The organism is Micromonospora sp. NPDC051925, from assembly GCF_044548625.1.
GTDB lineage: Bacteria > Actinomycetota > Actinomycetes > Mycobacteriales > Micromonosporaceae > Micromonospora.
This window is the reverse complement of the sequence record NZ_JBIUCH010000026.1, coordinates 1-25,307: the sequence shown is the minus strand read 5'-3', so window position 1 is coordinate 25,307 and position 25,307 is coordinate 1. Positions and strand designations below refer to the sequence as shown.

At 70.4% G+C, this 25,307-nt stretch carries 19 protein-coding genes, 1 tRNA gene, 1 other RNA gene and 2 pseudogenes; 16 read left to right on the top strand and 7 right to left on the bottom strand.

Annotated features, from left to right (window positions below; translation table 11 throughout):
• Window positions 1-3 precede the first annotated feature (3 nt).
• Both ACIG87_RS28185 and ACIG87_RS28180 read right to left on the bottom strand, forming a co-directional pair.
• Entirely contained in the window at window positions 4-1,113 is a 1,110-nt protein-coding gene (locus ACIG87_RS28185; protein ID WP_396854571.1) for a GNAT family N-acetyltransferase, read from the bottom strand.
• Window positions 1,110-2,264, bottom strand: coding sequence for a GNAT family N-acetyltransferase (locus tag ACIG87_RS28180; protein WP_396854569.1), 1,155 nt, complete (start codon window positions 2,262-2,264; stop codon window positions 1,110-1,112). The genes ACIG87_RS28185 and ACIG87_RS28180 overlap by 4 nt, the downstream gene beginning before the upstream one ends.
• Before the next feature lie 170 nt (window positions 2,265-2,434).
• On the opposite strand from ACIG87_RS28180, the gene secA reads away from it, so the two are divergent.
• Window positions 2,435-5,341: a preprotein translocase subunit SecA gene (gene secA, locus ACIG87_RS28175; protein WP_396854567.1), complete on the top strand. Its 2,907-nt coding sequence runs from the start codon at window positions 2,435-2,437 to the stop codon at window positions 5,339-5,341.
• A 184-nt stretch (window positions 5,342-5,525) separates the two neighbouring features.
• Here the strand turns inward: secA and ACIG87_RS28170 are convergent, their stop codons facing one another.
• Together ACIG87_RS28170 and ACIG87_RS28165 are read right to left on the bottom strand one after the other, a co-directional pair.
• Window positions 5,526-6,104: an Rv3235 family protein gene (locus ACIG87_RS28170; protein ID WP_396854565.1), complete on the bottom strand. Its 579-nt coding sequence runs from the start codon at window positions 6,102-6,104 to the stop codon at window positions 5,526-5,528.
• A 102-nt stretch (window positions 6,105-6,206) separates the two neighbouring features.
• A complete protein-coding gene (locus ACIG87_RS28165; RefSeq protein ID WP_067306191.1) occupies window positions 6,207-6,434 on the bottom strand; it encodes a helix-turn-helix domain-containing protein in 228 nt (75 codons plus the stop codon).
• 251 nt (window positions 6,435-6,685) lie between these two features.
• Between ACIG87_RS28165 and ACIG87_RS28160 the strand changes: the two genes are divergently transcribed.
• On the top strand, window positions 6,686-7,195 hold the full coding sequence (locus ACIG87_RS28160) for a DUF6912 family protein (protein WP_396854563.1): 510 nt from the start codon (window positions 6,686-6,688) through the stop codon (window positions 7,193-7,195).
• A 58-nt stretch (window positions 7,196-7,253) separates the two neighbouring features.
• Here ACIG87_RS28160 and ACIG87_RS28155 read toward each other — a convergent pair whose 3' ends face one another.
• Window positions 7,254-8,237, bottom strand: coding sequence for a hypothetical protein (locus tag ACIG87_RS28155; RefSeq protein ID WP_396854561.1), 984 nt, complete (start codon window positions 8,235-8,237; stop codon window positions 7,254-7,256).
• A 447-nt stretch (window positions 8,238-8,684) separates the two neighbouring features.
• On the opposite strand from ACIG87_RS28155, the gene pruA reads away from it, so the two are divergent.
• The 8 genes from pruA (at window position 8,685) to ACIG87_RS28115 (ending at window position 16,364) form a co-directional block, all read left to right on the top strand.
• Window positions 8,685-10,313, top strand: coding sequence for an L-glutamate gamma-semialdehyde dehydrogenase (pruA, locus tag ACIG87_RS28150; RefSeq protein ID WP_396854559.1), 1,629 nt, complete (start codon window positions 8,685-8,687; stop codon window positions 10,311-10,313).
• Window positions 10,314-10,618: 305 nt separating this feature from the next.
• Window positions 10,619-11,134, top strand: a complete 516-nt coding sequence (locus ACIG87_RS28145) for a PadR family transcriptional regulator (RefSeq protein WP_396854557.1) — start codon at window positions 10,619-10,621, stop codon at window positions 11,132-11,134.
• Window positions 11,135-11,198: 64 nt separating this feature from the next.
• Window positions 11,199-12,320 (top strand): peptide chain release factor 2, encoded by a 1,122-nt coding sequence (gene prfB / locus ACIG87_RS28140; protein WP_396854555.1) that lies wholly within the window; start codon window positions 11,199-11,201, stop codon window positions 12,318-12,320.
• Window positions 12,321-12,438: 118 nt separating this feature from the next.
• The gene (gene ftsE / locus ACIG87_RS28135; RefSeq protein WP_030331491.1) at window positions 12,439-13,119 is read left to right on the top strand and encodes a cell division ATP-binding protein FtsE; all 681 of its coding nucleotides are present in this window, start codon (window positions 12,439-12,441) and stop codon (window positions 13,117-13,119) included.
• Between the two features lie 70 nt (window positions 13,120-13,189).
• Entirely contained in the window at window positions 13,190-14,065 is an 876-nt protein-coding gene (ftsX, locus tag ACIG87_RS28130) for a permease-like cell division protein FtsX (protein WP_396854553.1), read from the top strand.
• Between the two features lie 138 nt (window positions 14,066-14,203).
• Window positions 14,204-14,683, top strand: coding sequence for an SsrA-binding protein SmpB (smpB, locus tag ACIG87_RS28125; protein ID WP_396854551.1), 480 nt, complete (start codon window positions 14,204-14,206; stop codon window positions 14,681-14,683).
• A gap of 104 nt (window positions 14,684-14,787) precedes the next feature.
• Window positions 14,788-15,163: a transfer-messenger RNA gene (ssrA, locus tag ACIG87_RS28120) on the top strand.
• A gap of 244 nt (window positions 15,164-15,407) precedes the next feature.
• Window positions 15,408-16,364, top strand: a complete 957-nt coding sequence (locus ACIG87_RS28115; RefSeq protein WP_396854549.1) for a hypothetical protein — start codon at window positions 15,408-15,410, stop codon at window positions 16,362-16,364.
• Between the two features lie 11 nt (window positions 16,365-16,375).
• Here the strand turns inward: ACIG87_RS28115 and mdlC are convergent, their stop codons facing one another.
• Together mdlC and ACIG87_RS28105 are read right to left on the bottom strand one after the other, a co-directional pair.
• A complete protein-coding gene (mdlC, locus tag ACIG87_RS28110; protein ID WP_396854547.1) occupies window positions 16,376-17,971 on the bottom strand; it encodes a benzoylformate decarboxylase in 1,596 nt (531 codons plus the stop codon).
• A 200-nt stretch (window positions 17,972-18,171) separates the two neighbouring features.
• A complete protein-coding gene (locus ACIG87_RS28105; RefSeq protein WP_396854545.1) occupies window positions 18,172-18,975 on the bottom strand; it encodes an S-methyl-5'-thioadenosine phosphorylase in 804 nt (267 codons plus the stop codon).
• A gap of 141 nt (window positions 18,976-19,116) precedes the next feature.
• On the opposite strand from ACIG87_RS28105, the gene ACIG87_RS28100 reads away from it, so the two are divergent.
• The 6 genes and pseudogenes from ACIG87_RS28100 to ACIG87_RS28075 all read left to right on the top strand — a co-directional run bounded on the left by ACIG87_RS28100 (window position 19,117) and on the right by ACIG87_RS28075 (window position 25,207).
• Entirely contained in the window at window positions 19,117-19,716 is a 600-nt protein-coding gene (locus tag ACIG87_RS28100; protein ID WP_396854544.1) for a YqgE/AlgH family protein, read from the top strand.
• A 107-nt stretch (window positions 19,717-19,823) separates the two neighbouring features.
• Window positions 19,824-19,896: transfer RNA gene (locus ACIG87_RS28095), tRNA-Ala, on the top strand.
• A gap of 40 nt (window positions 19,897-19,936) precedes the next feature.
• A pseudogene (locus ACIG87_RS28090) lies at window positions 19,937-20,865 on the top strand (ABC transporter ATP-binding protein).
• Window positions 20,866-21,062: 197 nt separating this feature from the next.
• Window positions 21,063-21,275 (top strand): annotated as a pseudogene (locus ACIG87_RS28085) (hypothetical protein); the annotation flags it as partial.
• Complete coding sequence (locus ACIG87_RS28080; RefSeq protein ID WP_396854542.1) at window positions 21,276-24,701, top strand: polymorphic toxin-type HINT domain-containing protein; 3,426 nt, start codon at window positions 21,276-21,278, stop codon at window positions 24,699-24,701.
• Window positions 24,702-24,715: 14 nt separating this feature from the next.
• Window positions 24,716-25,207 carry a hypothetical protein gene (locus ACIG87_RS28075; RefSeq protein ID WP_396854541.1) on the top strand — a complete coding sequence of 164 codons (492 nt, stop codon included), beginning with the start codon at window positions 24,716-24,718 and terminating at the stop codon, window positions 25,205-25,207.
• Window positions 25,208-25,307 lie beyond the last annotated feature (100 nt).

Below are 25,307 nucleotides of genomic sequence, written 5' to 3'. Positions count from 1 at the left end.
GGGTCAGTGGGGGTCGGTGGGGAGTAGGGACCAGAGGACCGTGTCGGCGCGGGTGCCGTCCCGGCCGGGGAGTCGGCCGCGCATCAGCCCCTCCCGCCGGAAGCCGGCCCGTTCCAGTACCCGCTGCGAGGGGTGGTTCCAGGGTGCGGTGCCGGCCCAGAGCCGGGCCAGCCCCACCGGCCCGAACGCCCAGCCGGCAAGCAGCCGGACCGCCCGGGTGGTCAGCCCCCGGCCCCGCGCCTCGGGCAGCAGGCTGTAGCCGATCATCGCCTGACCGGTGGCCGGCTCGTCGTAGACCAGGGCACAGCCGCCGGCCAGCGCGCCGGTCGCCGCGTCGAGCAGCGCGAAGTCGGCCGAGCCGCCGGTGAGCCAGTCGCTCTCGGCCACCGCGCAGCGCCGCGCGATCGCCGCCCGGGTCGGCGGGACCGGACGGACCCGGGTGGCCACCACCTCGGGGAGCGTGTGCAGCCGATACAGCGGGTCGGTGTCCGCGGGCGCGAGCCGGCGCAGCGTCACCACGCCGTCGGTGAGCCGGCCGTCGGGCAGATCCGGCAGCCGGCGGGGGGTGGGGCCGGCCGGATCGTCGGCGAGGCGTACCCAGGCGAGCAGGTCGTGCCGGCCGCCGTCACGGCTCCGGCCGGCGGCGCGGCGTACCCCCTCGGGGTGGAAGCCGGCGGCCAGCGCGACCCGCTGGCTGGCCGGGTTCTCGACGTCGGTGAGCAGCTCCAGCCGGGCCAGGCCGGCCCGGAACGCGGCGGTCGCCAGGGCCCGGGTGGCGGCGGTGGCGACCCCGCGCCGCCGGGCCCGGGGCGTGACCCAGTAGCCCACCTCGGCCTGACCGTGGGCCGGCACCAGGTTGCTGATCCCGATGCCGCCGACCAGCAGGTCGGTGCCGGCGTCGGCGATCGCGTACGCGGCCCCGCCGGCCCGCCAGGCCGCCGGGGCGCCCTCGGTGATCCACCAGTGGGCGGCGGTGACGGTGTACGGCTGCGGCATCGTCGGGTTGAACCGGAGGTTCACCGGGTCGCCGCAGCCGACGGCCAGCTCGTCGGCGTCGTCGGGGCGGTACGGCCGCAGCCGCACCCGGCCGGCCTCGACGACCTCCGGGGTCACGTCAGGTCCTCGGCGAGCAGCCCGCCGATCCAGACGTCGATCCGGGTGCCCCGGTGGGACAGCCCGCCCCGGAGGGTGCCCTCGACGGTGAAGCCGGCCTTCTCGGCGACCCGGCGGGAGGCGGTGTTGCCGACGTGGGCCTTCCACTCGATCCGGGCCAGGCCGAGGCCGGTGACGCCCCACGCTCCGAGCGCTCCGAGCGCGGCCGGCATCCAACCTCGCCCCCGGGCGTGCGGCGCGGTCATGAAGCCGACGTCGGCCAGCAGCGGGTCGGTGGGGCTCACCCGCAGGTCGACGGTGCCGGCATAGGCGTCGTCGGGGCCGGCCAAGGCGAAGGCGGCGGCGCTGCCCCGGGCCCAGGCCAGCTCGGCGAAGGTCAGGTAGTCCTCGGCGTCGGTCCGCTGGTACGGGTGCGGCACGCTGGTCCACCGGACGGTCTGCTGGTCCCGGCAGGTCGTCACGACCTCGTCCAGGTCGCGCTCCTCCAGCGGACGCAGCCGCAGTTCGGTGTCCCCGGCGGTGGCGAACAGGACGGGCTGCGGCCGGCCGAACACGGCGGCCCGCCGGGCGTCCAGGGTGCCCGTCCCGGCGGGGCCGGGCGTACCGACGGCCGGCACCTCGCCGGGCAGCAGCGAGCCGACCCAGCCCTCGGCCCGGCCGCCCCCGGCGGGACGGGCGAGCCGTAGTTCGCCGGAGACCTGGAAACCGGCCCGCAGCGCGACCAGCCGGGAGGCGTGGTTGCCGACCTCGGCCTGCCAGACCAGCCGGCGCAGCGCCAGCGCGTCGAAGGCCCAGCGGGCGACCGCCCGGACGGCGCGGACGGTGACCCCCCGGCCCCGGGCCCAGGGGGCGGTCCAGTAGCCGATCTCGCCGGAGCCGAGGGCGCGGTCGATCGAGACCAGGCCGCAGGAGCCGAGCAGGTCACCGGTGGCCGCGTCGCAGACCGCGAACGGCGCACCGGTGCCGTCGGCCCAGGAGCGGGGCGCGATCCCGGTGACGAAGCCGTGGGCGTGTTCGGACCGGTACGGACGCGGTACGGTGGTCCAGCGCTGGATGTCCGGGTCCTGGCAAGCCCGGTGCACGTCGTCCGCGTCCGAGGCGAGCCACGGACGCAGTAGCAGGCCGTCCTCGATGATCTCCACAGGCTCCATCCGAGTCATCGTGCCGGATCGTTCGCGGTGGGCGTAACCGGATAACCGCCGGGTGGCGGGCCGAGCCGAGTGTTATGTCGGTTTAGTCGGTCCGGACCGCCGCCACCAGTGACCATCGCGCCGACGGAGCGCCTACGATGGTTCGAGACTGTCTAGGGGAGCGTTGATCCGTGTCGATTCTGGAAAAGGTCCTCCGCGCGGGCGAGGGCCGTATGGTGCGCCGGCTGAAGGCCATCGCTGCCGCCGTCAACTCGATCGAGGACGACTACGTCAACCTCACCGACGACGAGCTGCGGTCACTGACCGATCAGTACCGGGAGCGGCTCGCCGACGGTGAGACCCTCGACGACCTGCTGCCCGAGGCGTTCGCCACGGTGCGCGAGGCGGCTGCCCGGGTGCTCGGTCAGCGGCCGTACGACGTCCAGGTGATGGGTGGCGCGGCGCTGCACTTCGGCAACATCGCCGAGATGAAGACCGGTGAGGGCAAGACGCTGACCTCGGTCATGGCGGTCTACCTCAACGCGCTCTCCGGCAAGGGCGTGCACGTGGTCACCGTCAACGACTACCTGGCCCAGCGCGACGCCGCCTGGATGGGCCAGGTGCACGAGTTCCTCGGCCTGACCGTCGGCGTGGTGCTGCCCAACCGGCCGGCCACCGAGCACAAGGCCGCCTACGAGTGCGACATCACCTACGGCACCAACAACGAGTTCGGCTTCGACTACCTGCGCGACAACATGGCCTGGTCCCGCGACGAGCTGGTCCAGCGCGGGCACAACTTCGCCGTGGTCGACGAGGTCGACTCGATCCTGATCGACGAGGCCCGGACCCCGCTGATCATCTCCGGCCCGGCCGAGCACTCCGCCCGCTGGTACGGCGAGTTCGCCGGCGTGGTGGCCCGCCTCCAGTCCGGCAAGGACGGCGAGGGCGACTACGAGGTCGACTACGCCAAGCGCACCATCGCGGTCACCGAGCGCGGGGTGGCCAAGGTGGAGGACCGGCTCGGCATCGACAACCTCTACGAGTCGGTGAACACCCCGCTGGTCGGCTACCTCAACAACGCGATCAAGGCCAAGGAGCTCTACAAGCGCGACAAGGACTACATCGTCAGCGACGGCGAGGTCCTGATCGTCGACGAGTTCACCGGGCGCATCCTGCACGGCCGCCGCTACAACGAGGGCATGCACCAGGCGATCGAGGCCAAGGAGGGGGTGGAGATCAAGCAGGAAAACCAGACCCTGGCCACCATCACCCTCCAGAACTACTTCCGCCTCTACGAGAAGCTCTCCGGCATGACCGGTACCGCCCAGACCGAGGCGGGCGAGTTCAACAAGGTCTACAAGGTCGGCGTGGTGACCATCCCGACGCACCGGCCGATGGTCCGGATGGACAAGGCCGACGTCATCTACAAAACCGAGAAGGCCAAGTTCAACGCGGTCATCGAGGACATCGCCGAGCGGCACCAGGCCGGCCAGCCGGTGCTGGTCGGCACCGTCTCGGTGGAGAACTCCGAGATCCTGTCCACCCTGCTGCGCCGCCGGGGCATCCCGCACTCGGTGCTGAACGCGAAGTTCCACGCCCGCGAGGCCGAGATCGTCGCCCAGGCCGGCCGCAAGGGCGCGGTCACCGTCGCCACCAACATGGCCGGCCGGGGCACCGACATCCTGCTCGGCGGCAACGCCGAGTTCCTCGCCGCCAGCGAGCTGCGCCAGCGCGGCCTCGACCCGGTGGAGCAGGAGGACGAGTACGCCAAGGCGTTGGAGGAGGTCCTGCCCACCTGGAAGCAGGCGTGCGTGGCCGAGGCCGAGGAGGTCGCCGCCGCCGGTGGCCTCTACGTGCTCGGCACCGAGCGGCACGAGTCCCGCCGGATCGACAACCAGCTGCGCGGTCGGGCCGGCCGGCAGGGTGACCCGGGCGAGTCCCGGTTCTACCTGTCGCTGCAGGACGAGTTGATGAAGCGGTTCCGGGCCGGCGCGGTCGAGGCGGTGATGGAGCGGTTCAACATCCCGGAGGACGTGCCCATCGAGTCGAAGATGGTCACCCGGCAGATCAAGAACGCCCAGGCGCAGATCGAGGGTCAGAACGCCGAGATCCGCAAGAACGTCCTGAAGTACGACGAGGTGCTCAACAAGCAGCGCCAGGTGATCTACGCCGAGCGACTGCGGGTGCTCAACGGCGAGGATCTCTCCGACCAGGTCCGCAACATGATCGACGACACCGTCGGCGCGTACGTGGTGGGGGCCACCAGCGACGGTTACGCCGAGGACTGGGACCTCGACCAGCTCTGGACGAGCCTCAAGCAGCTCTACCCGGTGGGCGTCACCGTCGAGGAGTTGGAGGAGGAGGTCGGCTCCCGGGCCGGCCTGGACCAGGACTTCCTGCTCGCCCGCCTCAGGGAGGACGCGAACGCCGCGTACGACCGGCGCGAGGAGAGCCTCGGCGAGGAGGCCACCCGCCAGCTCGAGCGGATGGTGCTGCTCCAGGTCATCGACCGCAAGTGGCGCGAGCACCTCTACGAGATGGACTACCTCCAGGAGGGCATCAGCCTGCGGGCGTACGCCCAGCGCGACCCGGTCATCGAGTACCAGCGCGAAGGCTTCGACATGTTCGCCACCATGATGGAGGGCATCAAGGAGGAGACGGTCGGCTTCCTCTACAACCTGGAGGTGCAGGTCCAGGAACCGGAGCCGGAGGCCGAGGAGGTCCAGCTGCTGGAGAAGCCGGTCGAGATCCGGGCCAAGGGCCTCAACCGCGCGCCGCAGCAGCAGGGCCTGCAATACTCCGCCCCGACCATCGACGGTGAGGCGGGGGCGGGTGCGGTGGCCGTGGAGCGTCCCGAGCAGCAGGCACCGGCCCTCGGCCTCGGGGGAGGGCAGTCCCCGGCCCGGCCCGCTGCCGGCCCGCCGCGTCGCCCGGCTGCCGTCGGGGCGAGCGGTCAGGCCACCGCGGCCAACACCGCCGGGCGTACCGGCCCGGTCGACCGGGCGGCGGAGGGCGGCCCGTCCCGCAACGCACCCTGCCCGTGCGGCTCCGGCCGCAAGTACAAGCGCTGCCACGGCGCCCCCAACGGCGGCGCCTGACCCCAACCCCAAGGCCGCCCGCCCGCTCTCCCGAGCGGACGGGCGTCCTCCCGTTCCCACCCCCTACCCCCCACCCCCGCCCGCTGCGGTGATCAAGAGGTTTGCGTCAGTTGGATCTCCACGGATGACCTGAACCTCTTGATCAGCACCGCCGAGCCCGGTGGGGGTGGGGTGGGGGTGGGGGTTAGAGGACCTGGAGGGTGGTGCAGAGCCAGCGGCCTTGGCGGTGTTCCAGGCGGAGCGCCATGGCCCAGCTCCGGCCGCCGCCGGTGAGCACGGCGGCCACCTCGACGGCCGCCGTGCGCGGCTCGCAGACCCGCAGCCGGCGCAGGTGGACGGCCGGCCGGGTGGACCGACGACGCGCCGGCGGGGTGCGGGACGCGGCGCGGGCGAGCTGCTCGGTCACCTCGACGATGCGTCCCGGCTCGACCAGAGCCCGGATCTGGCCGGGTGGCCGGTAGCCGTTGAGGATCTCCAGGCAGGTGCCGACGAAGCGGTGGGCCGCGCGGGTCGCCTCCGGGGTGGCGGTGGCGGGTGGGGGCAGTGGCGGGGCGGTCGGGTGCCCGGGACGGGGTCGGGATTCGGGTCGGCGGCCGGCCGGGCGGCCGGGCGGCTGCCCCGTACCGAACAGGTCCAGGGCGAGCTGGCCGGGTGGCCGGGGCCAGAGATCCGGCACCTCGTCGACATAGGGAGGATCGGCGACGGGGGCCGGGCGCAACCGGATCGGCGGTCGGGTCGGCCCCGGACGGCGGGAGTCGGCCATCGCTACACCCTCGTTCTTTACGTTTGCCTTCGTTTGCTTCCGACAACCTCGATTGTCGAGCATGGCAACGTTCGGGGTCAATGGCTCAGCGGGGCCGTGCGATCACTCTGGGTCGCGGTCGGTGAGCGGGTTGCCGCGTACCCACTCGGCGGTCTCGGCGTACTTGAGCTGGATGTACTCCTCCAGCCGGGCGCGCTCCACCCGCCACTGACCCCGTCCACCGATCTTGATGGCGGGCAGTTCTCCGCTGCGCACCATGTGGTAGACCTGCGAGTCCGACACGTTCAGCTCGGCGGCCACGTCGGAGAGCAGGAGAAACCTCGGCTCCACGGAAACCCCTCGGCTTGGCGTCGTTCGGCTCAGTTTGCCACCGACAGCCTCCCCAGCCCAGCCCGGCGTCGGTGCGGCGGATGGCGACGAGGGATGGTCGCCGGTCGGTGCGGCGGCTTCCGCCGGGGCGGTGCGCGGTGTATGACGGTTTCGGCGTACGGCATGATCGGCGTTCGGGACGGCCGCCGGCCGTCGCGGGAACGGGCAGGACCGGGAACGGGCAGGACCGGGAACGAGTAGGGGAGACGACGGTGGGCGACGAGCTGGTCCGGGTGTACGTGCCGGCGACCGTGCCGATGTTGGCCCTGCTGCGGGAGCAGGGCCTGCCGGCAAGCGGCGGGCACGCGGTCACCCCCGCGCTGCGCGAGTGGTACGCCGAGGGTGACGAGGAGGAGTTGGAGTACGTCGCCTTCACCCGTGCCGCCCAGGACGCCCTGCAACTGCTGCGCGAAGACGCGGTCGCGCCCCGCCGTCGAGTGGTGGTCTCGGTGGACCTGCCCGCCAAGGCCGTCGGTCGGGGCGACGGCGAGCTGGGCTCCAGCGTGGTGGAACTCGACGGGCCGGTGCCGGAGTCGGCGGTGGCCGCGTTGCACGTGGACGGGGCCGAGGCGGTCGAGGACGTGGCCGCCGCCGTCGACGTGGTGGCCGAGGCGCTCGCCGGTGACCCGGACGCCCAGTTCACCGTCGACGGGGTCGAGGACCACGAGTTGGAGTGGTACGACACCTCCGAGTGGGAACTGCTGCTCCGTTCCGCTTCCTGATCCGACGCCGGGACGGCGTGGTGGGTGCGGTGGTGGCCGGCGACACCCCGGGCCGGGCTCAGTCCTCGACGGCCTCGGGCTCGTCGTCGCGGGGGGTCGGGCCGAGGGTGCGGCCGAAGAGGATGACCGCGGTCAACGCGCCCACGAAGAGCACCCAGATGCCGTTGTCGACCCGGGAGGTGCCCAGGCTGGTCTGGGCCACCGCGTCCGCTTCGCTCAGCGCGCCGGCCAGGTCCAGCAGGGTCCGGCCGCCGACCCGGATGATCACCTCGGCGAGCAGCAGGAGCAGGCCGGGGCCGGCCCCGGCGAGCAGGTAGGCGGGCCAGCGCGGGGCCGGGGCGTCGGGGGCGTGCCGGACGGCCCGGCGGCGGGCCCAGGTGAGGTAGCCGAAGGCCAGTAGCCCGGCCAGTAGCCCGGCCAGCAGCGACTCGGTGCGGGAGACCCACTTCGCGGCGCCGACCAGCGACGCCTGGGAGTCGTCGGCGCCGAACAGGTCGAACAGCGGGTCGCGGGCCTGGCTGAACAGCACCACGAAGATCAGGGTGCCGAGCGCGGCGGTGACCATCGCGCCGACCGGTGCCGGGGTACGCGCTCCGGCGAGCGCCCCGCCGATGATGGCCGCCGCCGCGCTGGTGCCGGCGATGGTGTTGGTGGTGGCGTTGTCGGCGTACGTCAGGTTGACGGCCAGGGCGGTGCCCAGCCCGACCAGCATGCCGGCGCCGATCGCCGCCGCGAAGCGCAGCGAGGCGCGGTCGCCGAGCCGGCGGGCGGCCAACTCGCTCGCGGCCAGCGCGACGGCCGCCCCGGCGACCAGCGCGGCGGAGATCACCCCGGGCAGGGCGTAGGCGGAGAGGGTGATCGCGGTGAGACCGACCGCAGCCGAGTGGATCGCCTCCCGGGCGGACCACAGCATCGCCGCCAGCCAGCCGACCGCCAGCACCGCCAGGACGGGCGTGCCCGGCGCGTACCCCGTCCGCCCTGCCGGTTCGTCAGGCGCCTGGTCGATGGACGCAGCCGTCGAACTGCCGGGCTGGTTGCTCATCGTCTCCCCTTCGACACCGCGCCACCCCGGCACCGGGACGGGCCTTTCCTCGCGCGAACCAGCGTACGCGGGCGGACAGGACCGACCCGGGCTGGGCGTGGACCGCGGCGGGATCACGGCGGGCCCGGTGCGAACGCCCTCGGCGGGCCGTGGAACCGGAGGGCGCACCGCCGCACCGGGGACGGGACGGTACCGCCGACCTGACCTGCTTTTCTTCGGCTTCTCGCCGTTCTACAAGTGGAATCGTCGCCCGACGGGCGTTGGGGCCTAGTGATCAATGGTGCGGAGTGGGCGGGGGCGAGAGTCGGCCGGGGCGGGCGTGGGACAATCGCCGGAGGTCCCGCCGCCGCGACAGGTTCGCCCGCGTGGCGTCCGGCGTCCGGCCGTCCGGTCGGTGCCTGCGGGTCCGATTTCGCCGCCGCTGTCGAGATCGCCCAGGAGCCTGTGATGGACGCCGTGTTCTCCGTACCCGAGCCGCACAACGAGCCGGTACGCACCTACGAGCCGGGCAGCGCCGACCGGGAGCGGCTCCAGCGCCGGCTGACCGAGCTGGCCGCCGAGCGGATCGACCTGCCGATGACCATCGCCGGGGCGCAGCGGATGGCCGGCGGCGACCCGATCGACGTGGTCCAGCCGCACCGGCACGCGCACGTGCTCGGGGTCACCGGTCACGCCACCCACGACGACGCCCGCGCCGCGGTGCGGGCCGCCAAGGACGCCGCGCCGATGTGGCGGGCGCTGCCGTTCGAGGAGCGGGCCGCGATCTTCCTGCGCGCCGCCGAGTTGCTCGCCGGCCCGTGGCGGGACACCCTCAACGCGGCCACCATGCTCGGCCAGTCGAAGACCGCCGTCCAGGCCGAGATCGACTCGGCCTGCGAGTTCATCGACTTCCTCCGGTTCAACGTGCATTTCGCCCGCGAGCTGCTGGCGGCCCAGCCGCAGTCCTCGCCGGGGGTGTGGAACCGGTTCGACCACCGCCCGCTCGAAGGCTTCGTCTACGCGGTCACCCCGTTCAACTTCACCGCGATCGCCGGCAACCTGCCCTCCGCGCCGGCCCTGCTCGGCAACACCGTGGTCTGGAAGCCGGGCCCGACCCAGCAGTTCGCCGCGCACTTCACCATGCGGCTGTTCGAGGCGGCCGGCCTGCCGCCCGGCGTGATCAACATGGTCACCGGGCGGGGTGAGGAGGTCTCCGACGTGGTGCTCGCCGATCCGGACCTGGCCGGCATCCACTTCACCGGCTCGACGAAGGTGTTCCAGTCGCTGTGGCGCACCGTCGGCGAGAACATCGCCTCCTACCGGGGCTACCCCCGGCTGGTCGGCGAGACCGGCGGCAAGGACTTCGTCGTCGCGCACGCCAGCGCCGACGTCGACGCCCTGCACACCGCGCTGATCCGGGGCGCCTACGAGTACCAGGGTCAGAAGTGTTCGGCCGCCTCGCGGGCGTACGTCCCCCGGTCGCTGTGGGAGGGTGGGCTGCGGGACCGGTTGGCCGCCACCGCCGACTCGCTGACCTACGGCGACGTCACCGAATTCGGCAACTTCGGCGGCGCGGTGATCGACGCCAGGGCGTTCGCCCGGCACACCGCCGCGCTGGAGTTGATCTCCGGTAACGACAGCTGCCGGGTGCTGGCCGGTGGCACCGCCGACGACTCGGTCGGGTACTTCGTCCGGCCGACGCTGTTCGAGTGCGCCGACGCCGGGCACGAGACCTTCACCACCGAGTACTTCGGCCCGATCCTCGGCGTGCACGTCTTCGACGACGCCCGGTTCGACGAGGTGGTCGCCCAGGCCGAGTCGATCGCCCCGTACGCGCTGACCGGGTCGATCTTCGCCACCGACCGCCGGGTGGTCGACGCGGTGGCCGAGAAGATGCGGTACGCGGCCGGCAACTTCTACATCAACGACAAGCCGACCGGGGCGGTGGTCGGGCAGCAGCCCTTCGGCGGTGCCCGCGCCAGCGGCACCAACGACAAGGCCGGGTCGTGGCACAACCTGGTCCGCTGGATGTCGCCCCGGACGATCAAGGAGACGTTCGTGCCGCCGACCGACCACACGTACCCGCACATGGGCTGAACCGGCGACGGCCGGCGGTGGCCCGCGAACCGGGTCCACCGTCGGCCGAGCCGACCGGCAGGGCTGACCGGGCGACCTCTGGTCCCGGCGCGACCCGGCCGGCGCTTCCCGGGTGCCCGCCGATCGTCCCGGTCGACGGGGCGGCCGGCCCGGCCCAGGTCACCGCCGGCCGGGTCGTCCGGCGGGGTGGTCGGGGGCGGTCCTGGGAGCACTGTCGTCGGCCGACAGTGCACATTGGAAATCCTCCCGGGTGGCAAATCCGGAAATCCTGGACGCCGGGACGGCAAAGTGGCAGCTTAGAGGGCATGGCGGATTCCGGAGTCAACCCCACCGCGGCGGCCCTGCTGGGGTTGTTGCACGAGGGGCCGATGACAGGTGGCCAACTGATGGCCGCCGCTGAGCGCCGACTGGCGCCGTACTGGTCGATGACACGCAGTCAGGTCTACCGTGAGTTGCCGGTGCTGGCTGAGCGTGGTTTCGTGCGGCTGGGCAAGCCCGGCCCACGGATGAGTCAACCCTACGCGATCACCGCGTCAGGGAAGCGGACCTTCTCCCGTTGGCTGGCGGAGAATCCCGGTCGGGACACCATCCGCAACCCGATCGCCCTACGGATCGCGTTCGGCAACCTGCACTCGGCCAGTCAGCTCAAGAACCTGTACACCTCGGCCAACGAATACCACACCGAGGCCCTCGCGTACGTCCGGGAGCAGGTGAAGACCGCCAAGAAGGAGGGCGACGACTACGACGCCAGCGCGCTGGAGTTCGCCGTCGCCTACCACAAGGCCGCCCTGTCCTGGCTCAAGACCGCCCCGGTCGGCTGATCATCCGCCCTGGTAGGTGGTGTGACGTGAGCGGACCGCCGCACGCACAGTACGCTTGTCTGTCGTGACCGCTGCCGATTACGCCGAACAACTCAAGGAACTCGACGCGACCCTGCGCAACATCGAGTCGGTGCTCAACCTCGACCGCCTGCGGGAGGAGAAGGCCCGGCTGGAGGAGCAGGCGTCCGCGCCGGATCTCTGGGACGACCAGGCCCGGGCACAGCAGGTGACCTCGCAGTTGTCGTACGTCAACGGCGAGATCAGCAAGCTGGGCAGCCTGCGGTCCGGGCTGGACGACGCCCGGGTGCTGCTGGAGCTGGCCGAGGACGAGGCCGACTCCGGGGTGCTGGGCGAGGTCGAGTCCGAGATCGCCGGGCTGACCAAGGCCATCCAGGAGATGGAGGTCCGCACCCTGCTCTCCGGCGAGTACGACTCCCGGGAGGCGCTGGTCGCCATCCGGGCGGGCGCCGGTGGGGTGGACGCCGCCGACTTCGCCGAGATGCTGCTGCGGATGTACCTGCGGTGGGCCGAGCGGCACGGCTACCCGACGGAGGTCTACGAGACCTCGTACGCCGAGGAGGCGGGCCTCAAGTCCGCCACCTTCACGGTGAAGGTCCCGTACGCCTACGGCACGCTCAGCGTCGAGTCGGGCACCCACCGGCTGGTCCGGATCAGCCCGTTCGACAACCAGGGCCGTCGGCAGACCAGCTTCGCCGGGGTCGAGGTGCTGCCGGTCACCGAGCAGACCGACCACATCGACATCCCGGAGAACGAGGTACGGGTGGACGTCTACCGCTCCTCCGGCCCGGGTGGGCAGAGCGTCAACACCACCGACTCGGCGGTGCGGCTCACCCACATCCCCACCGGCATCGTGGTGACCTGCCAGAACGAGAAGTCCCAGCTCCAGAACAAGGCCTCCGCGATGCGGGTGCTCCAGTCCCGGCTGCTGGAGCGCAAGCGGCAGGAGGAGGAGGCGAAGCTGGCCGGCCTGAAGACCGGCAGCACCAGCTCCTGGGGCGACCAGATGCGCTCCTACGTGCTGCACCCGTATCAGATGGTGAAGGATCTGCGAACCGAGCAGGAGACCGGCAATCCGTCGTCGGTCTTCGACGGCGAACTGGACAGCTTCATCGAAGCCGGTATCCGTTGGCGCAAGCAGCAGCAGCTCGCCAACGACGCTGCGTGATCGACCGTGGACGGGGCGCGTCATCGATCTCGGTTTGACCGGGTGAATCGATGACGCGTCTCGCATCGCCGGGGCGTGGCACTTGGCTCTGCGGTTACACCGCGTAGACTCACCACCCGTGATTCAGCTTGAGCAAGTGACGAAGACGTACCCGAAGGCGTCCCGGCCTTCGCTCGACAACGTGTCCGTCTCGATCGAGAAGGGCGAGTTCGTCTTCTTCATCGGGCCCTCCGGCTCCGGCAAGTCCACGATCATCAAGATGCTGCTGCACGAGGTCGCCCCCAACAAGGGTCGGGTCGTCGTCAACGGCAAGGACGTCACCTCGATGCGTTCCTGGAAGCGACCCCACTTCCGGCGTTCCATCGGCTGCGTCTTCCAGGACTTCCGGCTGCTGCCGAACCGCACCGCCTACGAGAACGTGGCGTTCGCCCTGGAGGTGATCGGCAAGACCAAGGCGGTGGCCCGCCGGGTCGTGCCCGAGGTGCTGGAACTGGTCGGTCTCGGTGGCAAGGAGCACCGCTATCCGCACGAGCTCTCCGGTGGTGAGCAGCAGCGGGTCGCCGTCGCGCGGGCGTTCGTGAACCGTCCACTGATCCTGCTGGCCGACGAGCCGACCGGAAACCTGGACCCGGACACCTCGATCGAGATCATGCGCCTGCTGGACCGGATCAACCGCACCGGCACGACCGTCGTGATGGTCACGCACGACTCCAACATCGTGAACCAGATGCGCCGTCGGGTCGTCGAGATCGAGAGCGGCCGCATCGTGCGCGACCAGGCCCGCGGCGTCTACGGGTGAGCCGGCGCTCCACCCCTGCCGTACGACCTGACGACGAACACCTCACGCCGGAGAGCCGGAGGAACACCCGATGCGGATGAAGTACGTCCTGTCCGAGGTACTGGTCGGACTGTGGCGCAACGTCACCATGACCGTCGCGATGATCATCACGATGGCGGTCTCACTGACCATGCTCGGCGCCAGTGGCCTGATGTACAAACAGGTCGGCGACATGAAGGACCTCTACTACAAGAACGTCGAAGTCTCGATCTTCCTGAAGACCGACGTCACCGAGCAGCAGCGCACCGACCTCGATGCCAAGTTGAAGAGCGACCCCCTGGTCAAGGAGGTCCTCTACGTCAACAAGGACGAGGCGTACAAGACCTTCAAGGAGATGTACCAGGACGCGCCCGACCTGGTGAACGCCGTGAAGCCGGATCTGCTGCCCGAGTCGTTCCGGCTGAAGCTGGTCAACCCGGAGCAGTACAAGGACATCTACGACCAGTACCAGGGCTCCGAGGGGGTCGACGTGATCGTCGACCAGAGCCGGCTGCTGGACAAGATCTTCAACGTGCTCACCGCCATCCAGAACATCGCGCTGGCCGCTGCGGTGGTGATGGCCATCGCCGCGTTGCTGCTGGTGGCGAACACCATCCAGGTGGCCGCGTACAGCAAGCGACGTGAGGTCGCGGTCATGAAGCTGGTCGGCGCGTCCAACTGGTTCATCCAGGCGCCGTTCGTGTTGGAGGCGGTGGTCGCCGGCCTGATCGGCTCGTTGCTGGGCCTGGTCGCGCTGATCGGTGCGAAGCAGTTGCTGTTCAGCGGCTCGTTGAAGGCGTTGGAGGGGCTGCTCTCGCCGATCCAGTGGTCGGACATCTTCCTGATGTTCCCGTTGATGGCCGGCGTCGGTGGCCTGATCAGCGCCGCCACCGCCTGGGTCACGCTCCGCTTCTACCTGCGGGTCTAGTCACCCTGAGGTGTTGACGTGAGGGCCCTCCCGCGCCGGGAACAAATGGCGCGGGAGGGCCCTTGTCGTTCGGGTAGCATGATCCCCGCTCACCGGCCGGACGGCCGGCGGGCGTAACGGGAGGGAGGTGGCGGGCGGATGCCACGGGAAAAGGGTCGCAAGGTGGTCGCCTCCAACAGGAAGGCCCGCCACGACTACGCCATCCTCGACACCTACGAGGCGGGCATGGCGTTGACCGGCACCGAGGTGAAGTCGCTGCGGGCGGGGCGGGCCTCGCTGGTCGACGCCTTCGCCCAGGAGCGCGACGGCGAGCTGTACCTGCACGGCATGCACATTCCGGAGTACACCCAGGGCACCTGGACCAACCACGAGCCCCGGCGTACCCGCAAACTGTTGTTGAAGCGGCTGGAGATCGACCGGCTGATCGGCAAGACCCGTGAGGGCGGCCTGACCATGGTCCCGTTGCAGGTCTACTTCAACGACGGCTGGGCCAAGGTGGAGATCGCCCTGGCCAAGGGCAAGAAGTCGTACGACAAGCGGCAGGACCTAGCCAAGCGGGACGCCGACCGGGAGATCGCCCGGGTGTCCGGTCGACGCGGCAAGGGCATCGACGACTAGTTCATCCCGTTTGTCCGGGTCGGCGCGTCGGCGCGGACCTCGGGATGAAACCCGTTGCGGCAGGCGTTAGTCTTGTCAGTGCCGCCACATCGGCGGCCCGTCGAGGGGGTGACTGGTTTCGACTTCGTACGCAGCGACAGGGGAAGCGAGCCGAGGAAGCCGACGTCGTCTCGAGAATCGGTCGTCGGAAACTTATAAGCGCCAAGAACAATCGCGCTGACTTCGCTCTCGCCGCCTGAGGCGAGTAGCTGAGTCTGTCGGTCTGGGAACGCCTTCGTCCCAGTAACCGGCATCAGTTAGGAGGCTGGCCAATCGGACCCGGTCGCGGGGTCCGTGCGGCGAGATCAATCAGCGACTGGGCCCGTCACACCAACTTGCTCGCGTGAGCGGTGGGGCCGAGTAGAGGCATAGCGAGCTGCGCTCGGAGAAGCCCTGACAAACCGGCGAAGGACCCGGGTTCGATTCCCGGCACCTCCACTCCCACGTGTGCGCCCCGGTCCCCCGGACCGGGGCGCACACGCATCTCCCCCCGCCCCGCCTCCCCCTCCCCTCCCGTCCGCTCCGGTGATCAAGAGGTTTGCGTCATCCGCCGCGTGATCCTTGACGCAAACCTCTTGATCACCGGGGAGGGGTGGGGAGGGGTGAGGGCGGGAGGGGGCAGGGGCGGGGTGAGATGGGGTGGGGTGGGTGGGAACCGGGTGGGTGGGGGGTGCGTCTGAGGGGGATGGGTCGACGTTTTAGGGTGATGGTTCTGCCTCTCCTGGTCATCGTGGCTGCTTGTGCTCCGGCGGGGTCGGGGCCGGGGGGTGGGGGGTCTGGCGGTGGGCCGGGGCAGTCTCGGGAGGCGTTCGCGCAGCGGGCCGCCGAGGTCGCCGGGGCGTGGCGGCCCGGCCCCGGCTGGTCGACCGGGTACCTGCCGTTGCAGGACGCCACGGTGCTCACCGGCGACCCCGGCTTCAACGCCGACACCGAGGCGGCCTTCCGCTCCGGCTGGTACCGGGACCAGATCGAGCTGCCGAGCACCGTCCCCGCCGACGCGGCGATCCGCTTTCCGGACGGCACCCTGACCGTCCCGCTGGTCAGCGCGGCCGAGGCGTACCGGCAACTGGACCGGGGCGACCCACCGCCGTGCGAGGGGCGGCCCCGGGCGGCGCGGACCGCCGCACCGACCGCCGGCACCCGGCCGGACGACCCAGTCTCCACCCAGGCCGCCACCGCCTGCCTCCCCCTTACCGTCACCGGGGTGACCCTCGGCACCGCCGAGGTGCGCACCAGCCGGGGCGTCGCCGCCGTGCCGGCCTGGCTGTTCACCGTGGCGGAGCTGACCAGCACGGTGGCCCGGCTCGCGGTGGCGCCCCGGGCGGTCACCGCCGTGCCCGAGCCGGCCGCCCCGACCCGACCCCTGCCGGGCGGCGTGGTCGGCGCCGATCAGCTCCGGCAGGTCGACGGCGTCCGGTTGACCTACACGGTCGCCACGGGCGCCTGCGACAGCGGGACCACCGGGTGGGTGCGGGAGCAGGACGACGTGGTGGTGGTCGGCGGCGGGGTGGTCCAGGGCACCGGGGAGTGCATCGAGCTCGCCGTGCTCACGCCGGTCACGGTGACGTTGCGGGCACCCCTCGGCGCGCGCCCCGTGCTCGACGTCGCCAGCGGCCGGGTGCTCACCCTCGGCGACCGCTGAGGCGCGGGACCTCAGAGGAGCTTCGGTACGTCCGTGCTGATCGGAACGGCCAGCACGGTCGGCCCGTCGGCGCGCAACGCCCCGGCCAGCGCGCCGCCCAGCTCGTCCAGCGCGTCGACGACCCTGGTGGCGCAGCCGTAGCCCCGGGCGATCGCGGTGAGATCCAACCCCGGCAGGTCCAGTCCGGGCACCCCCGGGGTGGACTTCAGCGCCGCGAACGCCTTCAGGATGGCGTACTGCTGGTTCACCGGGACCAGCACCACCACCGGCAGCCGCAGCCGCGCGGCGGTCCACAGCGCCTGCACCGAGTAGTGGAACGAACCGTCCCCGATCACCGCGACCACCGGGCGGCCCCGCCCGGTGTCCCGCTCCGCGAGGGCGATGCCGACCGCCGCCGGCAGCCCGTAGCCGAGCCCGCCGCTGGCCATGGTGAAGTACGACGCCGGACGGGTCACCGGTAGCCGACGACGCAGCGCTGCGAGGTTGGACGGCGACTCCTGCACCAGCACCCCGTCGGTGGGCCAGCAGGCGGCCAGCGCGGCGAAGAGCGCGTCCGCGTCCGGTGGATCACCGGGCTCCGGTGGTGGCGGGGCGGGACGGGGTGCCGGCGGCGGCCGGTCGGCGGCCGGGAGCAGGTCCAGCAGCGCGGCCAGGGTCAGCCCGGCATCACCGAGCAGGCTGTCGCCCACCGGGGCGCGGGCCGCCTCGTCCGAGTCGTCGGTGACGTGCAGCAGCCGGGCCCCGGGCGGCAGGTGGTCGCCGGGCACGTGCGGGTAGTAGCGGAACACCGGAGCGCCGACCACCAGCACGACGTCGTGCCCGGTGAGCTTCTCGGCCAGCGGGGCGATCGCGTACGGCAGCACCCCCCGGTAGTGCGGGTGGTGCTCCGGGAAGGCGGCCCGCTCCGGTGCCGGCGCGGACCAGACCGGCGCGGCGAGCCGCTCCGCCACCGCCGCCGCCACCGGCCAGGCGGTGGCCCGGTCGACCGCCGCGCCGAGCACCAGCACCGGGTTGCGGCTGGCTGCCAGGAGCGCGGCGAACTCCCGCAGCCGACGCGGGTCGGGGGCGAACCGGGTGGCCACCGTCCGCACCTGCGGCGGCGGGTCCGCCGGCTGGTGCCAGTCGTCCAGGGGCAGGGAGAGGTAGACCGGGCCGGTCGGCGGTTGCGCCGCCGTGGCGTACGCCCGCATGAACGCCGCCGGGATGTCCTGCGCCCGGCTCGGCTCGTGGCTCCACTTCACGTACGGCTGGGGTAGTTCGGTCGGCTGCCGGCTGGCCAGCCGGGGCTCCATCAGCAGCATCTCCCGGCTCTGCTGGCCGGCGGTGACGATCAGCGGGGTCCGGTTGTGCCAGGCGGTGACGAGGTTGCCCATGGCGTTGCCGGTGCCCGGGGCGGTGTGCAGGTTGACGTGCGCCGGTCGCCCGGTGGCCTGGGCGTAGCCGTCGGCCATCGCCACCGCCGACGCCTCCTGCAGGGCGTGCACGTAGTGGAAGTCGGCCGGGAAGTCCTGGAGGAACGGCTCCTCGGTCGAACCGGGGTTGCCGAAGATCGTCGTCAGGCCGAGGGCGCGGAGCAGATCGTAGGTGGTCTCCCGGACGGTCGCCATCGCTCCCCGCCTCCGTGTCCCGGCCCGTGCCGTTGTCTGCCGGGACCGGGTGACCCGCCCCCCGACCTGCCGAATCTATCGGGCAATAGGCGGAATTTCGGGTTCTTTGCCGGCTATCTCCTCGGGGCCGTGCCGGCGGGAGCGGTGCGGCGCGACGCGCGGGAGCGGTGAGTGGTGCGGTAGTGGGGGTGGGGGCCGGCTCAGGGCAGCGGGAACGGGGTGCTGATGCCGTCCAGCGCGTGGCCGCAGGGGCAGGCGCGGTCGCCGGGTAGGGCGGCCACCGCGTCCAGCAGCACCCCGCGCAGCCGGTCGGTGTTCTCGCCGAAGACCCGGAACACCTCCTCCTGGGTGACCGAGTCGCCGGCCTCGATCCCGGCGTCCAGGTCGGTGACCAGGGCGATGGAGGTGTAGCAGAGGGCCAGTTCGCGGGCGAGCACGGCCTCCGGGTGGCCGGTCATGTTCACCACGGTGCCGCCCATCGAGGCGTACCAGCGGGATTCCGCGCGGGTGGAGAAGCGGGGCCCCTCGACCACCACCACCGTGCCGCCGTCCACCGCCGGCACGTCCCGCCCGGCCGCCGCGTCGAGCAGGGTACGCCGGCCCACCGGGCAGTACGGGTCACCGAACGCCACGTGCACCGCGCCCTGGTCGTAGTAGGTCTGGACCCGGCCGCTCGTCCGGTCGATCAGCTGGTCGGGCACCACGAACGTGCCCGGACCCAGCTCGGGGCGGAGCCCGCCGACCGCGCACGGGGCGAGCACCTGGCGTACCCCCATGGCGCGCAGCGCCCACAGATTCGCCCGGTAGGGGATCAGGTGCGGCGGGTGGCGATGGTCACGCCCGTGGCGGGGCAGGAAGGCCACCGGCCGGCCGCCCACCGAGGCGACCGTGATCACGTCCGACGGTGCCCCGTACGGGGTCTCCACCTGGTGTTCCGTCGCGTCGTCGAGCAGCGCGTAGAGCCCCGAACCGCCGATCACCGCGATGTCCGCCGTCGGACCCATCGACCCTCCCCGGACCGCCCTCGATCACCTGTCGGTCAGACCTTAGCCACCGAACCGGGTGCAGGCTATGGTGCCAGGCATGGCGGTGACAGCACGGATGGTCGGTGGTGCCCGGTTGTCGGACCCGGTGCGCGGCTGACGATGTCCGAGACGCAGGGGGAGGGACCGGCGATCAGCGGTCGTGCCGTGGAGTCGATGACCGGGCGGCTGCTGGTCGCGACGCCGGCCCTCAAGGACCCGAACTTCGACCGTACGGTGGTGCTGCTGGTCGCCCACGAAGCCGGTGGGGCGCTCGGGGTGGTGCTCAACCGGGCCACCGAGGTCCCCGTCGCGGACGTCCTCGGCGAGTGGAGCGACCTCGCCCGCCACCCGGCGGTGCTCTTCGAGGGTGGCCCGGTGCAGCCGGAATCGGCGATCTGCCTGGCCCGGATGCGCCACCCGATGCGGCGGCTGAAGGGTTTCCAGCCGATCTCCGGCGCGGTCGGCACCGTCGACCTGTCGGCCGACCCGGAGCGGATGCGGGACAGCATCGGCGGCATCCGGGTCTTCGCCGGCTACTCCGGCTGGGGTTCCGGGCAGCTGGAGCAGGAGATCGAGGACGGGTCCTGGTTCGTGCTCGACGCACTGCCCGGCGACGCCTTCGTCGACCGTCCGGACGACCTCTGGCCGATGGTGCTGCGGCGGCAGGGCGGCATGATGGCGGCGGTCGCGCACTTCCCGCCGGACGTCGCGCTGAACTGATCCGCAGGACCCTCCCGGGACCGATCCGGGTGACCCCCCGTGAGATGACCATGCTCGGCCGCGTGTGTATAGTTCTCTCCGTGCCCGGGTGACCGGGACGACCGCAAGGGGCCGTGGCGCAGCTGGTAGCGCACCACACTGGCAGTGTGGGGGTCAGGGGTTCGAGTCCCCTCGGCTCCACTTGCGTTTTTGCAGGTCAAGCGGCATTTCTCATTGAGAGATGCCGCTTTTCTTGATCTTTTGGTCACAGATTCGGTCACAGTTGCGCCCCACACTCCCACCCGGGCGACAAGATCGGCAACCGGGTCCGGACCGCGCACTACCTGGTGTTTTATGTGGCTGGTGGTGCCAAAAAGCTTGCAGAGGTGAGAATGTGGGGCGCGGTTACGCCGTGAAGGTACTCGCTGAGTTGCCCGCCGTGCGCAGCATCGAGTTCGCCGTCCACGCCGGTCAGTTCGTGTCGGTGGTGGGCCCCTCCGGCTGTGGCAAGACCACCCTCATGATGTGCATCGCCGGGCTCCTGCCTATATCCGGCGGCCAGGTGATGTTCCGTGGGGAGAGCATGTCCGGCCCCCGCGACGGGTGGCGGTCGTCTTCCAGGACTACAGCCGGTCGCTGTTCCCCTGGTTGACAGTCGAGAAGAACGTCGCCTTTCCCCTGCGGGACCGGGGTCTGCCCCGTGCCGAGATCCGGCAGCGGGTGCAGGAGTCGCTGGAGATGGTGGGCCTGGCCCACGCGGCCGGGTTGCACCCGTGGCAACTCTCCGGCGGGATGCAGCAGCGGGTGGCCATCGCCCGGGGGCTCGCCGTCCGGCCGGAAATGCTGATTATGGACGAGCCCTTCGCCACGGTGGACGCCCAGACCCGGGCCAGCCTGGAGGACCTGCTGCTCAAGGTCTGGGCGGAGACGGGTACGACGGTGTTGTTCGTGACCCACGACATCGATGAGGCGGTGTATCTCTCCGACCGGGTGGTCGTGCTGTCGCAGGGCCCCTCCGTCGTCGTGGCGGACCTGCCGGTCACCCTCGACCGAACCCGCGACCAGATCGCGACCAAGCAGACCCCGTTCTTCGGTGAACTCCGCGAGTACGTCTACTCCCTGGTCATGGCCTCGCAGCGGCGGACCTCCCTGTCGGGGGAGCCGAGCTGATTGGGTGACCGGGCCGCGCCGACGCGGCTTACGGGCGGGCCGGGCCCCTCGCCCTCGGGGGATGCCCGTCCCGCCCTTCCGTAGTGCTCTGCTGTTCAGGATGCGCCAGGACTCGCCATGCGAGAACGACCGGTTCAGGGCAGGGGCGCTGGGGCTGAGCTGAGGACGAATTGCTCGTCTGACGATTCCCCGACGCGCTGAGGCGACAGCTGACGGCTGTAGACCTATCAGATCGTCGGCTGGGCTACGACGACGCTGCGAACCTGACCTCCATAACGTCACCGACCGGCGCGGTCACGAGCAACACCTACGACGCCGTCGGTGACCTCATTCGCACCACTGCCCCGAACGGCGCGATCACCCACTTCGGATACGACTACTTCGGACGGAAGGTCCGGGTCTCCGACGGGTTGGGTCGCACCACCCGTGCCAGTTACGACCTCTTCGGCAATCTGACCAGCGACGCCAATCTCAATGCCGATGGCGACGTGCTGCGCACCCAGAGATACGGGTACGACGAGGCCGGAAACGTGATCTCCTCGAAGGACCCCTACAACGTCGTCACCACCTACCAGTACGACGCCGGGAACCGCCTGGTCAGGCAGATCGAACCGGTAACCGACACCGAATCGATCACCACCAGCTTCGGCTACGATGCGGCCGGTAACCGCACCCGCTACACCGACGGGCGCGGCAACGCCACCATCTACACCTTCAACACCCTCGGTCTGCCAGAGTCAGCCATCGAGCCATCCACCGCCAGCCACCCCACCACCCCCGACCGCACCTGGACGGTGGGCTACGACGCCGAAGGACGCGCCACCCGCATCAGCGCCCCCGGTGAGGCCAGCCGCCAGCGCACCTACGACGCCGCCGGGCGACTCACCGCAGAAACCGGCTCCGGCGGAGAGTCCACCACCGCTGCCCGCAGCCTCGGCTACGACAAGGCCGGCCGGCTCACCAGCGTCAGCGCCCCCACCGGCACGAACACCTACACCTACGACGACCGCGGTGCGGTGCTGTCGACCTCAGGCCCCTCCGGCACCGCCACCTTCGGCTACGACGACGACGGGCAGATGACCACCCGCACCGACGTCACTGGCACCGCAACCTTCGGCTACGTCAAGGGCCGCCTCGCCTCCCTCACCGACTCGATCACCGAACAACGTCAGAACCTGACGTACGACGCCGCAGGCGAGGTGAAGACGATCGACTACGGCGCCGGGCGCATCCGCACCTTCGGCTACGACGACCTCGGTCGGGTCAACAGCGACACTCTGAAGAACGCCACCAACGCCGTCGTCGCCTCCGTCTCCTACGGCTTCGACCTGAACGGGCATCTGACCAGCAAGGACACCAGCGGCACCGCTGGTGCGGGCAACAACACCTACACCTACGACAAGGCCGGCAGGCTCACCGGCTGGACCAGCCCGGCGGGCACCGTCACCTACGCCTGGGATGCCAACGGCAACCGGATTCGCGCCGGCAGCAAGACCGCCACCTACGACGCACGCAACCGGCTGCTCACCGACGGGGACTACACCTACACCTATTCACCACGTGGCACCCTCCGGTCGCGCACCAGCTCCGGCCTCAGCGAGCAGTACGCCTTCGACGCCTTCGACCGTCTCACCACCGCCATCACCCAGACGTACCAGTACGACGGCCTGGACCGGGTGGTGGCTCGTACCGGTACCACCTTCACCTATGCAGGCCTGGGTGACGATGTCGTCGCCGACGGTGTCGACTACTTCGCCCGCGGTCCCGCGGACGAACTGCTGGCCACCGGGCAGGGCTCGGACGAGCAGCTCTCACTCACCGACGCCCACGGCGACGTCGTCGCCGCGTTCGACCCCGCCAACACCAGCCTGACCACCCTGAACGACTCCACCTCGTACGACCCGTTCGGCAAGAAGATCACCAGCACCGGAGACACCGGCCACCTCGGCTTCCAGGGTGACTGGACCGACCCCCAAACCGGCCAGGTCGACATGGGTGCCCGGTGGTACGACCCGGGAACCGGCACCTTCACCTCCCGCGACAGCGCCAGCTACACCAGCGGTGACTCGATCTTGGCCAACCGGTACGCCTACGCCGCCGGCGCACCCCTGGACTTCGACGACCCTGACGGTCACTGGCCCAACTGGCTCAAGCGGGCCGCCCGCTCGGTCAGCAACGGCTACCACGCCGCCACGAACTTCGTCAGCAGCGCCGCCTCCTGGGCATGGAACTACGGAACCCGGCTCTGGAACCAGGGCATCTCCGCCCTCAGATCATTCGGGAAGATGCTCTACAACGGCGCCACCAGGCTCTACAACAAGGCCAAGACCGCCGTCGGAAACACCTACCGCAACATCAAGGAGGGCGTCACAAACCTCCGTACCAACGCCACCAACTGGGCCAAAGAACAAGCCCGTGCCGCGGCGCAACGAATATACGAAGCCAAGAAGGCGGTAACGAACGCCGCGAAGGCCGCTGTCCGGCAGGCGATCAAGTTCACCAAACTGCCGGTGGTGGCCGCGCTCACCAAGCCGCTGTTGGCGGGAGTCAAGCTGGTGTCCGGCGGCATCAAGGTCATGGCGAGCGTCGTCGCCGTCACGCAGCAAGCCATCCGTGACCCGGACAAGTTCCGGCAGAAGTTGTTCCTCGAGGCAGCTCAGCGCCTTGCCCCACTTGTCGAGGGCGCGAACGAGATGTGGGACAAGGCGACTCAGTTCGTCGAGGACCACGCCGCTGAGATCGCCGGTATCGCCGTCGGTGCGGTCGTCGGCATCGGCTGCGGGGCTGCGATCGGCTGGACCGGTGTCGGCGCCGTCGCCTGCGGTGCCCTGGCGGGAGCGGTCGGCTCCGCCGTCACCGGATACATGAACGGCAAACGCGGATGGGATCTCGCCGGCGAGACCGCGCTCGGCGGGCTCTTCGGTGCCGCTGGTGGGGCTGCCGGGGCTGTCGGAGGCGCGGCCCTCGGTGCAGGGCTCCGCGCTCTGGGCGGGGGAATGAGAGCAGCCGGCGGTAAGGCTGTCAGCGCAGGTCTCGGTGAGGCGCGCACCATCGGACGCGGGCTCATGGGCCGGAGCGGCGGCTGCCTCGGCAACAGCTTCACCGGCGACACGAAGGTCCTGATGGCCGATGGCAGCCACAAGCCCATCCGTGATGTGAGGATCGGCGACAGGGTCCTGGCCACCGACCCGACCAGCGGGCGGACCGCGCCGCGAGTAGTCACCGCTCTGATCGTCGGTAGTGGCACCAAGCAGCTTGTCGACATCACCGTCACCGTCGACGGCCCGCAGGGCAGCCGCGCCGAGACGATCACCGCCACCGCCGGGCACCCCTTCTGGATCGCCGACCAGCAACAGTGGCGAGAAGCCAAGGACCTCAAACCTGGCTACACCTTCGAGACCGCCGACCACCGACCAGCAGCCGTAGCCGCCACACACCACCGCACCCAACCCGAGGTGGTACACAACCTCACCGTCGACACCCTCCACACGTACTATGTGGTGGCCGGCAACACCCCGGTCCTCGTACACAACTGCGGGGGCCCTGTCCGGCTTACAGATGACGTAATCGACACGCACATTCTTCCGCGGCACGGTCCGGGTACTCCGGCTGCGGGTACGAAATTCCATGAGGATCTCGATCCGGACGATTTTGGATCGCTTGCGAATGAGGCGGTTAGCGGGTCACCGGTACCGAGTCGCGTCGATTCTGTGACTGGAAATCATGCACATGATCATGGTTTTGGACCTGGAAGAGTAATTGGCGAGAATGGAAGCACGAGGATGCGCGTCTGGGTTGACCCGGAGGGTAACGTTCGCACCATGCACCCGCTATAGCCGAAAGGTAGGGCATGTCGCTAAAGATCAACCACAGGCGGGAGGCGCGGCCTGATCCGGTTGGCTGGGAGCATCGTCGTTCCCCTGACCAGGCCAGCAACGCCGATTTGCTTTGGTACTTTTTTCCAGGTGACATTGAAATACTCTCTGGTGGAACGGTGTTGGCTTCCGAGGTCGGGTCCGTGCCGGCGCTTCATTTCGTTGCCGCTATGATCGGAGCCCGGGATGCCCTTGGTCTTGATATAGACTCCAGTTACTCGTACACCTTCACGGAGGCCGACCAGAGCATCAATTTTCAGAGGACTAATGACGAAGTTCGCATCGAATGCAGCTTCTCGACGAATGTGCTGACCGTCTCGATAGACGATTTTTTGCGCGAGATTTGTCTATTTTCCAGGCGCGAAATCGAAGACTTGGGGGGCGGCTATCCTGCATTATTGGTGCACCCACTTGTAAACGATCTCCTGCGTAAATGTGGCGACGAGGGAGAGGCTGCTGCGTCGTGACCGTGTGGGGTTGACCCGGTTTGACGGACAGGGTCGGTAAGTTGATCTCACGCTACCTTGCTCGCTGGCCTGCGGGAATAGGCCGTCGCCTCATACTCGG